This window comes from Neobacillus sp. DFD-2R (genome assembly GCF_057747865.1).
Genome location: NZ_CM173228.1, coordinates 4507494 through 4520596, shown reverse-complemented (window position 1 = coordinate 4520596; position 13103 = coordinate 4507494). Strand labels below are relative to the sequence as shown.

Here is a 13103-nt window from a genome sequence, read left to right as displayed (position 1 = left end):
AACATAATATTGCGGAGGTTTTATGTATAAATTGTTATGTATACTGATGTTATTTTCTTTACAACAAGTAAATTTTACGAAAACACAAATTGTGGAAGTAAATGAACCATATACATATGAGGTCCTAAAACAGGATCTTTCAAAGATTCAGAAAAAATATAAAAAAGAAATCAAAATTAAAACTATTGGAACAACCCATTTTGGAAGAAATATTTGGGCCATAAAGCTCGGAACAGGAAAAGAGAATATTGTATTAATTGGGGCTCATCATGGAAGGGAATGGCTAACTAGTATGCTTTTAATGAAGATGCTGGAGACATATGCGGAGGCATATCAAAAGCAGGAAAATATCTTGTTCCGGTCAACGGATATCTTAAATGAAGTTTCTATATGGTTTATCCCCATGTTAAATCCCGATGGGGTGGAAATCCAACAAAATAATCTTCACCTATTTCCACCTAACCAGCAAAGCCGTTTATTGGCCATGAATGAAGGGATGAACCATTTTGAACGATGGAAAGCTAATGGCATGGGGGTAGATTTAAATAGGCAATATCCTGCAGGATGGAATGCCCTTAAAGAAGACCCCGGTACTCCCTTCTATAGGTTTTATAAAGGGAAGGCACCTTTAGAAGCGGAAGAAGTTACTGCTTTAACGCAATTTATTAAAGAGATTAATCCTTATGTTGCAGTAGCATATCATTCAGCAGGAAGAGAGATTTTTTGGAAATATAAAAATGGGAAGAATCTTAAAAGAGATTATTTATTAGCAAAAAAGGTATCTAAATTAACTGGTTATAAATTAGCTAAACCTCCAAAAGAAGCTACAGGAGGTGGATTTACAGATTGGTTTATCACAACTTACCACCGTCCGGCAATGACCATAGAAATTAGCTATCCCGTGGGGGAAACCAATCCGCCATTATCTGTTTTCAAATCAGAATGGAAACGCAATAAAAAAGTTGGACTCATGCTAGCAGAAGAAGCTAAAAAAATCTCAGATTAACTATTGTTTTTGTATCTTGTTACATCATTCCCTCCTTTACTTCATACATTGTGGTAAGACGAATAAGGGGGAATGGCTAATGAATGTGGAAGGTCGAAAAGATCTCGAATATGCAATTAGAGAGATCACCGAAATTGCAAGTGGCTTTGGCTTGGATTTTTATCCGATGCGCTATGAAATCTGTCCCGCTGAAATTATTTATACATTTGGAGCATATGGTATGCCGACCCGGTTTTCGCACTGGAGTTTTGGGAAGCAATTTCATAAAATGAAGCTCCATTATGATTTAGGGCTAAGTAAAATTTATGAGCTCGTTATCAATTCAAACCCATGTTATGCCTTCTTGTTGGACTCCAATACGCTTATTCAAAATAAACTAATCGTAGCGCACGTTCTTGCCCATTGCGATTTCTTTAAAAACAATGTCCGATTCCAAAATACAAAACGTGATATGGTGGAGAGTATGGCAGCAACAGCTGAGAGAATCCATCAATATGAAATCCAATATGGTAAAAAGGAAGTAGAAACCTTCCTTGATGCAGTTTTAGCCATAGATGAGCATATTGATCCTTCGCTGATGAGACCCAAACTCGCTTGGTCCATTGGAGATGAAGTGGAAGAAGATGAAGAACATCACGTGTCTACGCCATATGACGATTTGTGGAAGCTGGATGAAAAAGATAAAAAAGAGATTCAGCCGAGAAAAAAGAAATTCCCGCCAAGACCTGAAAAGGACTTATTATTATTTATTGAATCGTATAGCAGGGAGCTTTCTGATTGGCAAAGAGATATTTTGACAATGATGCGGGAAGAAATGCTGTATTTCTGGCCACAGCTTGAAACGAAAATCATGAACGAAGGCTGGGCATCGTATTGGCATCAAAGGATACTTAGAGAACTGGATTTAACAAGCGGTGAATCCATTGAATTTGCAAAATTAAATGCAGGTGTAGTTCAGCCTTCAAAAACCGGAATCAACCCATATTACCTTGGAATTAAGATCTTTGAGGACATCGAAGAGCGTTATAATAATCCTACGGAAGAAATGAAACGTAGAGGAGTGCAGCCTGGTTCTGGCCGGGAGAAAATGTTTGAAGTCCGTGAGGTAGAGTCGGATATTTCTTTCCTTCGCAATTATTTAAATAAAGATCTCGTGATGCGGGAAGATATGTATCTTTTCCAAAAGCAAGGAAGAGATTACAAAATCGTTGATAAACAATGGGAGAATATTCGTGATCAGCTTGTTAATATGCGCGTAAATGGCGGATTCCCATACATTACCGTAAATGATGGCGACTATTTGAAAAATGGTGAGCTATATCTTAAACATTGGTATGAAGGCGTTGAACTGGATGTTAAGTATCTGGAAAAGGTATTGCCATATATCCAGCAATTATGGGGAAGACCGGTTCATATCGAAACGACGATTGAAGAACGAAAAATGCTTTTTTCATATGACGGAAAAGGGGTTCATCGGAAATATTTATAAAAAAACAAAGGCGCCTAGATAAAATAGGAACGGGTTTACTTGTGAAGTGCAAAACTTTAAATTGCAGGTGGAATCTCACCATTAATTACAGGGTTTTCACCAATGAAAACGTAGTATAATACACTTAAAGAATGGCTCGAAGTTTTCTCCAAGCCATTCTTCCTTTTATGCTTTTTTGGATAGATTGTTGATTTTAAGAAGTACTCTAATCTTGACCGTTTTACTTTTAAACGGTTTTATAATATAAAACCCTGTGACTGGGGGCTTTTGTCCTGTCCGAATAGCCCGGCATTCGGACAATCATGGGCGATTTCCAGCTTGTCCTGTCCGAATAGCCCGGCATTCGGACAATCATGGGCGATTTCCAGCTTGTCCTGTCCGAATAATCCCATCATTCGGACAATCATAGGCGATTTCCAGCTTGTCCTGTCCGAATAAGCCCAGCATTCGGACAATCATAGGAGATTTCCTGCTTATCCTGTCCGAATAAGCCCAGCATTCGGACAATGAAAGGAGATTTCCAGCTTGTCCTGTCCGAATAATCCCATCATTCGGACAATCAAAGGAGATTTCCAGCTTGTCCTGTCCGAATAATCCCATCATTCGGACAATCAAGGGAAATTTCCTGCTTATCCTGTCCGAATAAGCCCATCATTCGGACAATCATAGGAGATTTCCAGCTTGTCCTGTCCGAATAAGCCCAGCATTCGGACAATTATAGGAGATTTCCTGCTTATCCTGTCCGAATAAGCCCAGCATTCGGACAATCAAAGGAGATTTCCAGCTTGTCCTGTCCGAATAATCCCATCATTCGGACAATCATGGGCGATTTCCTGCTTATCCTGTCCGAATAATCCTCACTTTCGCTTTGTAAATATCTGCGATATGTTCAATGCCCGGTTAGATTTACACTTAAATCACGCCAAATTCACATCCTGTCCAATAAATTTCTACTCTTAGACACTGTGAACTTATATGAAAAAAGGGCGTAGAAGTGTATCGGAATCTTACTAAAACAACAAAAAAACACACGATATTTTCTTATGTGAAAATGCCGTGTGTTTCTCCTTGTGATTATAATGTTTGCACTTCTAAAGTAAACCCGTTAATAATAAAATAGGTGTCTTTGTCTTTATTGGAAATATTATGCTGAAGGAAATTTCATTTAATTAATATGGTGTATAGTCCACTTTTGAAGTATAGGTATTGCTTGCATTCCATAGCAAAAATTCATTAATGCCCTCCATATGTAAAGCCCGAATCTGATCTTCAATTTCCTGTTTACCATATGCTTTAAAATTTCCCTTACCAAGCCATGTAGCCGTAAAATCCTGGAGCCAGGGCCTTGATGTCGGAGGATGCCCTAATTTTTGTAAGCGGCTATTCTCTACCTTTGCATATTCTTTAACAAGCTGAAACGGATGTAAATCCGGTTTTTGAATACCAAAAATAGCTGTCCAATGACTTGGGTAAATCATTGCGGAAATAACATCTACATTTTCGGCAATACTGGAGAAGTTTTGTCCTATACCCCGTGCTTCCGGTATGACTGTAGCATTTCCAAAAACATCGACTGATATCTTTACATTATATGGCTTTAGTTTTGCACTCGCATATTTTACAAAATCGGTTACAGCCGTAACTCTTTCACGTCCATCAGTTGATTGATAACTGCCTTTAGTGTAGATCAGCTGTTTTTCAAATGTCTCAAATTTTTCAGGGAATCTGACATAATCGAATTGGATTTCTTTAAAGCCCATTTTTACCGCTTCCAAAGCAATACCGATATTATAATCCCACACTTCTTTAAGAAAGGGGTTAGTAAAAGAATCTCCATGTGCGTTTTTCCAAATTCTGCTAGGTGTCCCAAATGAAAAATTTGGATTTTTATTGGAAAATACATTGTCTTTAAAAACAACGACACGCGCAATCGGGTAGATGTTATTTGTTTCTAATGTTTGAACCAGTCCCCTAGGATTGGTTATATAGGGACGACTTACAGAATAATAGGGTGAGCTTTTTAAAGGAACAAACGTAAGATTGCCATTATCATCTTTAATGTCAATAACCATTGCATTTAATTCTGTATTTTTTACTAGAGAAAGTAATTTTTCAAACTGCGGTCCTTTTGAATTTGCGGCGGTAACATAAATCCCTCTAATAGGTTCTCGAAAGCTGGAAGGAATTTGTGGAATATTTTTTGATGCAAGTACGGAGGATTCATTTAGAATGGGGGAAAGGGAAGCCTGAATAAATAATAGAAGAAGCAAAGCTCTCTTCATATACTCACACCCTACGTTTTATTTATTATTATACTTCTCATTAGAAATACAATTAATTCCAAGATTAAAAAAATACAGGAAAAATAAAAAAAGAGGCTGACAGCAGTCAACCTCTTTCTATATTAGTTTGTAGCTAAATCTTTTTCTAATGCTTTTTCAGCAGTTACATAATTATAACCAAGATCCATTGCTACTGCTTCAAAAGTGATTTCGCCGTTTGCTACGTTTAGACCAAGCTTTAAGGCAGCATTTTCGGTGATGGCTTTATTAACCCCTTTATTAGCAATTTGCAATGCGTATGGAACCGTAACATTCGTTAAAGCGATTGTTGAAGTTCTAGGCACTGCACCAGGCATATTAGCAACTGAATAGTGAATAACTCCATGCTTTTCAAAAGTAGGATTATCATGTGTTGTAACATGATCACAAGTTTCAACAATTCCACCTTGGTCGATCGCTACGTCAACAATAACGGAACCGGGTTTCATCGATTTAACCATTTCTTCTGTAACTAGCTTAGGAGCCTTAGCACCCGGAATTAAAACAGCACCGATAAGAAGATCAGCTTCTGCAACGGCTTCAGCAATATTCATAGGATTAGACATTAATGTTTTGATTTGATTTCCGAAAATATCATCTAATTGGCGAAGGCGGTCTGCACTTAAGTCAATAATTGTTACATCTGCACCTAGTCCGATTGCCATTTTAGCTGCATTTGTTCCAACAATACCACCGCCAATAATTGTTACCTTACCACGGTTAACACCAGGTACACCTGCAAGAAGAATTCCTAAACCGCCATTATTTTTTTGCAGGAATTGCGCACCGATTTGTGCAGCCATACGTCCTGCAACTTCACTCATAGGTGTAAGTAAAGGAAGAGTTCTGTTTACTGACACTGTTTCATAAGCAATCGCAATAACACCTTTTTCCTTTAGTGCTTGTGCTAATGCAGGCTCTGCAGCTAGGTGTAAATAAGTGAATAAAATTAAACCCGGACGGAAATATTGGTATTCGCTTGAAAGAGGCTCTTTTACCTTCATTATCATATCTGCTTTAGTCCAAACTTGTTCAGCGCTATCGATAATTTCAGCACCGGCTTTTGCATAATCTTCATTGGTGAAACCGCTTCCAATTCCTGCATCCTTTTCAATTAATACAGTATGACCGGAGGTTAAAAATGAAATAACTCCTGCCGGTGTAAGTGCCACCCTATTTTCATTATTTTTAATTTCTTTTGGAACCCCAATAAACATATCTCTAATTCCTCCCCTTAACTCCTAATAATTTTTGCTATGGCTCAAGTATAGTATGAAAGCCCTTAAATTTCTTTGTTAAGAAAGGAGAAAGATTGTATACCTTTTTGGGGATTTTCACAAATGGTCAAACACCTAGATATTTTTCAAGCTTTAAATCTAAGTAAAGAAGCATTTTTTGATTTGGATCTTTGAAGTTAACTTCGCCAATTTCAGTGATTCTTTTTAAACGGTAATTTAATGTATTGGCATGGACATTTAATTCTTTTGCTGCATCATTAATATTGGTGTCCTTGTTTAGAAACACTTCAAGGGTTTCAACAAGGTTGCTGTTGTGTTTTTGGTCATATTCATGAAGCTTTTTTAATGAATAGTTTGCATATTCCTCACTTTTTCTTTTTTCTAAGAGGATATCGAAAAGCTGGTATATACCTAGTTTTTGGTAATTAAAAATATTTTCTGTTTCTAATGGGAATTTTTCTTTAATGGTCAAAACAGTCAATGTTTCCTGATAGGCTTTTCCGATTTTTTGATAATCTTCATAAATACTGCTATATACAGGGCTGATATTTTTGATGCTGTAACGATCATTCATTTTCCAAACAAATGTCTGAGAGAATTGCTCAAGTTCATTAAAAGGATTGTCAATATTGTTTGCTGAGACCAATAATATGAGCTGGTTACAATCAATAGTATGAAGCATAATTTTCAAGCGCTGACTCGTTTTTAAAATATACGAAATGAATTGCTCCACCTTGCTCGTGATATTTTCTTGAAACTGAAAAACGAGAACAGCAAAAGAGGAAGCGGGTGTTATTTGTAATGAATGGAAGTTTTCAATGATTTCTTGCTGAGCGGTCAAATGGCCGGTTAATAACTTCCAAAAAAATTCTTGAAAACGTTCTTCTTTTTTATTTTTCCGTGTTTGCAATTGTAATAGCTTATTTTTTGCCGCATCTGCAGCCTTTTTTAATAGGGAAAAATCATTTTCAGTTAACGATTTATCAATTTCCAAAGCCCAAATAAAACCGAGGACTTCATCTTGTTTCCATATAGAGATAGCAACTCTATTGCTAAGCCCGATATCGTCCATACTTTCTACCCGAATCGGCTGCCTTGTTTTTAGCAGGGCAGGAATTGTTCCTTCTTTCCATAATTGATTGATTACTTTTTCAGGAACTCTTCGACCTATTATAGTAGAAATTCTTGCAGGATCAGTTCTCTCATCGTGTGTACTATATGCAAGTAGACGATGGTTTGCATCTTCGATTGTAATGGGACATTGGAGTACTTGACTAATTAGGTCTGCAAACTCATCTAAACTATCAAAGGCACCCTTAAAAGGATCAATTATAATAGAACTCAAGATTTTCCCTCCATATTACTAGAAGTAACGAGTATAGAAAATAATTATTGCACTTGCTTAAACTTCATAATTAATTTGTTTAAATATACAAAATGATAGCATAAATTTCTCTAATTTACACAAAAGAAATTGTTTAGGGAAATGTTAAAATTATTTTAGATGTTTCAAAAAGCGTAAATTTTTAAATTATTCACTTTTGAAAGCGTTGCCAAAATCGAATGGGGGAGGGTGGCTTTAGAAAAATTCAATTAACAAACAAATCATTATTACTATTTTAATAAAGTTAATATCATCAAGAGCCGTCAGATGTTATATAATTATTACGACATAGGGATGTAAGAGGAATTGGAAGTTTAATTAATCAGGGGGAGATTAATCAATGAGTAAAAACACTCAGAGCAAAGAACTTCATCGCGGTTTAGAAGAAAGGCATATTACCTTGATGTCATTAGGGGCGGCAATCGGGGTAGGATTATTTCTAGGTTCTGCATCTGCAATTAAACTTGCAGGTCCGGGAATATTGCTTGGATATGGATTTGCCGGTCTTATAATGTTTTTTATTATGAGGGCACTTGGGGAAATGGCAATCCAGAAACCGGTAGCAGGTTCTTTCAGTAAATATGCCCGTGATTATTTGGGACCACTTGCAGGATACATAACAGGGTGGAATTATTGGTTTTTATGGGTTGTTACCTGTATGGCTGAAATTACAGCAGTGGGAATTTATATGGAATATTGGTTCCCTGGTGTTCCTCGTTGGATTTGGGCGCTATCTGCTTTGGTAATCATGGCGACAGTTAATTTCCTTGCAGTAAAAGCTTACGGTGAGTTGGAATTTTGGTTTGCTCTTATTAAAATTGTAACGATACTTGCCATGATTGTTGTCGGTGCCGCTATGATATTCTTTGGACTTGGCAACGGTGGAATTGCGACAGGTATTGATAACCTATGGAATCATGGGGGATTATTCCCTCATGGGATAAAAGGTGTATTGATGTCGTTACAAATGGTTATGTTTGCGTATCTTGGGATTGAAATGATAGGCGTGACAGCCGGAGAGGTTAAAAATCCGGAGAAAACCCTTTCTAAAGCAATTGATTCTGTCTTCTGGCGCATTCTTATCTTTTACGTAGGAGCACTATTTGTTATTATGTCCATTTACCCATGGGAAGAAATTGGAACAAAGGGAAGTCCGTTCGTACTTACCTTTAAACAAATTGGTATACCCGGAGCAGCAGGGATCATTAACTTTGTTGTGTTAACAGCAGCATTATCATCCTGTAATAGTGGAATTTTTAGTACGGCAAGAATGTTATTTAATCTTGCACAGCATGGTGAGGCACCGCAAAAGTTTGGGAAAGTAACAAAGACAGGTGTTCCGGGCCTTGCAGTCATTGCTTCTGCAGCCGCTTTATTGGTTGGAGTTCTTTTGAATTATATCGTTCCGGCACAGGTATTCACATGGGTAACGAGCATTGCAACCTTTGGAGCAATTTGGACTTGGGCGATTATTTTATTCTCACAAATTCGTTACCGGAAAAGCCTAAAAATTGACGAGACGAAGAAGTTAAAATACAAATTACCTTTATACCCATTGTCTTCTTATCTATCGCTTGCATTTTTAGCCTTTGTTATTTGCATAATGGCTTACAATCCTGATACTAGAATTGCTGTCGTTATTGGGCCGCTTTGGATTATCTTCTTGATTGCCTTTTACTATGCAAAAGGATTTCATAAAAGAAATACAAAAAATTCAGCTAAAAAACAAGTTAGCTAAAATAAAATGAGGCCCTCAGAGGGGGTCTCATTTTTTAATAATTAAGAGAGTGATTTTTTCTTTTATTCACATACTAACTCCGTATGATTAAAAGGAGGTTATGTGATGAAGAAGCTAACATCACTATTTGTATTAGCCGCTTTTGTATTTTCTCTTTACAATGTAAATGTAAAAGCACAAAATGCAGCTAGCCCGGAAGTTAATTTGAAGGATCAAAATACCATGTCAGTTCTATGGTTTCAAACATCCGGGGAAGCAAAGGCTTTATATTATCAAGGTTATAACATTGGAAAAATGAGATTGGACGAGATATTAGGAAAACAGCCGAAGAAAAAAGCCTTAAAGCCTGCAATTGTTCTTGATTTGGACGAAACCGTAATAGATAACAGCCCTAATCAAGCAAGGAATGTTATAAAAGGAAAGGCAGATCCTTTAAATTGGAACGAATGGATAAACCGTGCCGAAGCAAAGACACTTCCCGGTGCAATTGATTTCTTAAAATACGCAGATTCAAAAGGAGTCGCAATTTACTATATATCCAATCGGAATGAAGCACAAAAGGAAGCAACAATTAAAAATTTACTAAACGTTGGTGTACCACAGGCAAATGCAGAACATGTATTGTTACGGCAGCCCGGTGAAAAGGGAAAAGAGACCCGTCGCCAACAAGTAGCTAGAACTCATGAAATTGTCTTATTATTTGGTGATAACCTGGGAGATTTCAGTGGATTTGATAATTTGTCGGTTTCAGGAAGAATTCAAGCAGTTGACAGGCATAAGGATGAATTTGGAAGAAAGCTTATTGTGTTCCCAAACCCAATGTATGGAGATTGGGAAGGGGCTATCTATAATTATGATTATAGAAAATCAGATGAAGAAAAAATTAGGTTAAGAAAAGAAAGCTTACAAACCTTCCAGCCATAAATAACGTTGCCGATACAATTTCGGCAACGTTATTTCTATTATTCAAATATAAAAGGAATAAATTTCTTTTGTAATTCCATATTTTTCGTTGGACGTAGTATTAAGATGAGAGTATAGTAGTTTGCATGAGTTAAGGTTATAGGAGGACTACTATGTTTGGTATATCATTACCGCAATCCTTTTTACAGATGAATACCATCTTTATTTCGATATTAATTGAGGCCTTACCTTTTGTGACTTTAGGAGTTTTAATATCAGGGATTATTCAAATATTTGTTACAGAAGAAATGATCGCAAAAATCATGCCGAAAAATCGGATTCTTGCCGTTATATTTGCAAGTTTTATCGGTATATTATTTCCCTCTTGTGAATGTGGAATTGTTCCGATAGTCAGTAGGCTTGTTTCTAAAGGGGTGCCAATTTCAGCAGGTATTTCTTTTATGTTAACCGCCCCAATTATCAATCCCGTAGTATTATTTGCTACTTATATTGCCTTTGGAAGCGACTGGAAAATGCCGCTTTTAAGAGCCATAGGCGCCATTATTGTTGCAAATGCAGTAGGGATCTTGATTGCTTATCGTTTTAAAGGTAACCCATTTAATGAGCAATTTCATCATCATCATCATTCTCATGAGAAAACCCCAATCATGAAGAAAATTTGGCAAACACTTGAACATGCAGTTGAAGAATTTTTCTCAATGGGAAAATATTTAGTTATTGGTTCACTTATCGCAGCTAGTGTTCAAACATATGTTAAAACAGCAACTCTTGTTTCTATTGGCCACGGAAAAGCAGGATCTTCCATTGTGATGATGGCTTTGTCTTTTATTCTTTCTTTATGTTCAGAAGCCGATGCATTTATCGCTTCTTCATTTCGAACCACGTTTACAACAGGTGCACTTTTAGCATTTTTAATATCCGGCCCGATGGTCGATATCAAGAATTTAATGATGATGCTGTCAACCTTTAAGAAGCGCTTAGTATTTATGACTGTTTCAGGCATATTTGCTGTTGTTTTTGTGTATTCGTTGTTTTTTTAGGGAGCTGAGACCATGATAAGAAGTTTAATTTTAATTGGCTTTACTTATTTAATCTTTAAATTGCATATTACCGGTGACATTAGCAAGTATATTAATATGAAATATTCATACCTTTCTGCCGCGGCGGGATATGGGCTTTTAGTTTTAACGATTGTTCAAATTTTTATGATGAATAAGAATGATTCAAAAAAAGCTGCCTGCGACCATGATCATTGTGGCCATAATCATGCGAAAGAGGACAAATGGTATAAAAAGCTGGTAGTTTATCCGGTTTTCTTCTTTCCGATTATTTCAGGCTTGTTTTTCCCAATTGCTACACTTGACTCCAATATTGTTAAAGCAAAAGGATTTCATTTTCCGATATATGATACACAAGATCCGTTCTTTCAACAGGAATTCTTGCGTCCCGATACCAGTATTTATTACGGAAAAGATGATTACGACAAAATCATGCAAGGTGAAAAGAAAAAATATATCAATCATAATGATTTGAAATTAACGGATCAGGATTTTTTAAATGCAATGGAAACGATTTATAATTTTCCAGGGGAATTCGAAGGAAGCGAACTGGAGTTTAAAGGCTTTGTGTTCAACGATCCTGACTCAACGAATAAAAATCAGGTTTTGATTTTACGTTTTGGTGTTATCCATTGTATTGCTGATGCCGGAGTTTTTGGGATGCTTGTAGACCTACCGGATGGAGTTAAACTTAAAAATGATGAGTGGATCAACGTAAAAGGCCAAGTATCAACTACCTATTACCCTTCCTTTAAAACGAATATTCCTGTTTTAAAAGTAGAGAAATGGTCAAAAACATCTGCACCAAAAGAGCAATATGTATATCGACAATTTTAAAAAGATGCCAAATTTGGTATCTTTTTTGTATGTCTGATGAATAGTTGTTTTGCTTGCTGTTTTTTATGTTATTCCTTAAACTTACATTTGGACAGGTTTTGAACCTTACGGACAATTGGTAAAATGTAAAGGTGAAACAATTTTTGAGCGTAATAGGGAGGGTGCTATGCGAAAATTATTACTAGGTATACTATTATTGTTTGGGATGCTGACAGGATGCTCTAATCAAAGTGATACAACATCCGGTAAGGAACCACAAATGGTCGATGTAGCGATCAAATTTGTCCCGGAAAAAATAAATCCAAATGAAGAAGCAAAAATTGAGGCAGTTGTTACGCAGGGAAAGGATAAAGTATCTGATGCAAATGAAGTGAAATTTGAAATTTGGAAAACCGGACAAGATCAACATGAGATGATTGAAGGGAAAAACGAAGGAAAAGGAGTTTACTCAGTGAAAAAAACTTTCTCCGAAAGTGGAAATTACTTTGTTACAGCCCACGTAACGGCAAGAAATTTGCATACAATGCCGAATAAAGAATTTACTGTGGGTAAATAAGAATTAAGTAAACAGAAGGCTGACTAAGAAATTAGGTCAGCCTGATTATTAATAAACTTGATCAAATTAAAATATAATTAGTGCGACATTAATTTTAGTGAATCAATAACCGGAATCAACTTAAAGTAAATTGACTAATTTTTAACGTTCTTTAAGATATTTATTGCAAAGACAATGATACCTAATACCATTAAAGTACCACCTGTTGCTACTGCAGGAGTTGCAGCAGTAACGCCGGAAACTAAAAACGCAAGTCCAATCATCATAATAGGCAGGCTAATATTATGAAGCCAGAAGTGAACTTTCGCCAGGGTAGTTTCGCTTGCCTTTGGAAAAGCCACATAAATAAGACCGGCTAGTGCCATCGACATCCAGCCTAACAAATTAATATGAACATGAACAGGTGAGAAATCGAATTTTTCCGTCATAGACATATACATCCCAATGCAAACCCCAATGACAAAATACACAACTGAAATTTTAATGAATTTTATTGCCATTCCCCGGCCCCCTTTTTTCCTTAAAAATAGTGACTACAGTACTAAATATGTG

At 36.5% G+C, this 13103-nt stretch carries 12 protein-coding genes; 7 read left to right on the top strand and 5 right to left on the bottom strand.

All coding sequences use genetic code 11. The features are described 5' to 3' along the window. Window positions 1-22 precede the first annotated feature (22 nt). Together AC3ANV_RS22640 and AC3ANV_RS22635 are read left to right on the top strand one after the other, a co-directional pair. Window positions 23-1006 (top strand): M14 family zinc carboxypeptidase, encoded by a 984-nt coding sequence (locus AC3ANV_RS22640; protein WP_488310905.1) that lies wholly within the window; start codon window positions 23-25, stop codon window positions 1004-1006. 79 nt (window positions 1007-1085) lie between these two features. Continuing rightward, complete coding sequence (locus tag AC3ANV_RS22635) at window positions 1086-2495, top strand: SpoVR family protein (protein WP_488310904.1); 1410 nt, start codon at window positions 1086-1088, stop codon at window positions 2493-2495. A 351-nt stretch (window positions 2496-2846) separates the two neighbouring features. On the opposite strand, the gene AC3ANV_RS22630 is transcribed toward AC3ANV_RS22635, so the two are convergent. From AC3ANV_RS22630 to AC3ANV_RS22615, 4 genes are all read right to left on the bottom strand, one after another. Continuing rightward, complete coding sequence (locus AC3ANV_RS22630; protein WP_488310903.1) at window positions 2847-3110, bottom strand: hypothetical protein; 264 nt, start codon at window positions 3108-3110, stop codon at window positions 2847-2849. 554 nt (window positions 3111-3664) lie between these two features. Beyond that, window positions 3665-4777: a putative glycoside hydrolase gene (locus tag AC3ANV_RS22625; RefSeq protein ID WP_488310902.1), complete on the bottom strand. Its 1113-nt coding sequence runs from the start codon at window positions 4775-4777 to the stop codon at window positions 3665-3667. 122 nt (window positions 4778-4899) lie between these two features. Next, window positions 4900-6033: an alanine dehydrogenase gene (gene ald, locus AC3ANV_RS22620; RefSeq protein ID WP_488310901.1), complete on the bottom strand. Its 1134-nt coding sequence runs from the start codon at window positions 6031-6033 to the stop codon at window positions 4900-4902. A gap of 127 nt (window positions 6034-6160) precedes the next feature. Continuing rightward, window positions 6161-7390 (bottom strand): PucR family transcriptional regulator, encoded by a 1230-nt coding sequence (locus tag AC3ANV_RS22615; protein ID WP_488314306.1) that lies wholly within the window; start codon window positions 7388-7390, stop codon window positions 6161-6163. Window positions 7391-7778: 388 nt separating this feature from the next. On the opposite strand from AC3ANV_RS22615, the gene alaP reads away from it, so the two are divergent. The 5 genes from alaP (at window position 7779) to AC3ANV_RS22590 (ending at window position 12551) form a co-directional block, all read left to right on the top strand. Then, on the top strand, window positions 7779-9176 hold the full coding sequence (alaP, locus tag AC3ANV_RS22610; RefSeq protein WP_488310900.1) for an alanine permease AlaP: 1398 nt from the start codon (window positions 7779-7781) through the stop codon (window positions 9174-9176). Between the two features lie 105 nt (window positions 9177-9281). After that, a complete protein-coding gene (locus AC3ANV_RS22605) occupies window positions 9282-10100 on the top strand; it encodes a 5'-nucleotidase, lipoprotein e(P4) family (protein WP_488310899.1) in 819 nt (272 codons plus the stop codon). A gap of 152 nt (window positions 10101-10252) precedes the next feature. Next, window positions 10253-11140, top strand: coding sequence for a permease (locus AC3ANV_RS22600; RefSeq protein WP_488310898.1), 888 nt, complete (start codon window positions 10253-10255; stop codon window positions 11138-11140). Window positions 11141-11152: 12 nt separating this feature from the next. Then, the gene (locus AC3ANV_RS22595; RefSeq protein WP_488310897.1) at window positions 11153-11995 is read left to right on the top strand and encodes a TIGR03943 family putative permease subunit; all 843 of its coding nucleotides are present in this window, start codon (window positions 11153-11155) and stop codon (window positions 11993-11995) included. Between the two features lie 166 nt (window positions 11996-12161). Continuing rightward, complete coding sequence (locus tag AC3ANV_RS22590) at window positions 12162-12551, top strand: FixH family protein (protein WP_488310896.1); 390 nt, start codon at window positions 12162-12164, stop codon at window positions 12549-12551. Between the two features lie 134 nt (window positions 12552-12685). On the opposite strand, the gene AC3ANV_RS22585 is transcribed toward AC3ANV_RS22590, so the two are convergent. Further along, window positions 12686-13051 (bottom strand): cytochrome-c oxidase, encoded by a 366-nt coding sequence (locus tag AC3ANV_RS22585; RefSeq protein ID WP_488310895.1) that lies wholly within the window; start codon window positions 13049-13051, stop codon window positions 12686-12688. Window positions 13052-13103 lie beyond the last annotated feature (52 nt).

Coding starts and splice junctions, on each gene's coding strand:
- AC3ANV_RS22585 (WP_488310895.1), bottom strand. CDS start 13,051: ATGGCAATAAAATTCATTAAAATTTCAGTTGTGTATTTTGTCATTGGG.
- AC3ANV_RS22640 (WP_488310905.1), top strand. CDS start 23: ATGTATAAATTGTTATGTATACTGATGTTATTTTCTTTACAACAAGTA.
- AC3ANV_RS22625 (WP_488310902.1), bottom strand. CDS start 4,777: ATGAAGAGAGCTTTGCTTCTTCTATTATTTATTCAGGCTTCCCTTTCC.
- ald (WP_488310901.1), bottom strand. CDS start 6,033: ATGTTTATTGGGGTTCCAAAAGAAATTAAAAATAATGAAAATAGGGTG.
- AC3ANV_RS22590 (WP_488310896.1), top strand. CDS start 12,162: ATGCGAAAATTATTACTAGGTATACTATTATTGTTTGGGATGCTGACA.
- AC3ANV_RS22635 (WP_488310904.1), top strand. CDS start 1,086: ATGAATGTGGAAGGTCGAAAAGATCTCGAATATGCAATTAGAGAGATC.
- AC3ANV_RS22595 (WP_488310897.1), top strand. CDS start 11,153: ATGATAAGAAGTTTAATTTTAATTGGCTTTACTTATTTAATCTTTAAA.
- alaP (WP_488310900.1), top strand. CDS start 7,779: ATGAGTAAAAACACTCAGAGCAAAGAACTTCATCGCGGTTTAGAAGAA.
- AC3ANV_RS22605 (WP_488310899.1), top strand. CDS start 9,282: ATGAAGAAGCTAACATCACTATTTGTATTAGCCGCTTTTGTATTTTCT.
- AC3ANV_RS22600 (WP_488310898.1), top strand. CDS start 10,253: ATGTTTGGTATATCATTACCGCAATCCTTTTTACAGATGAATACCATC.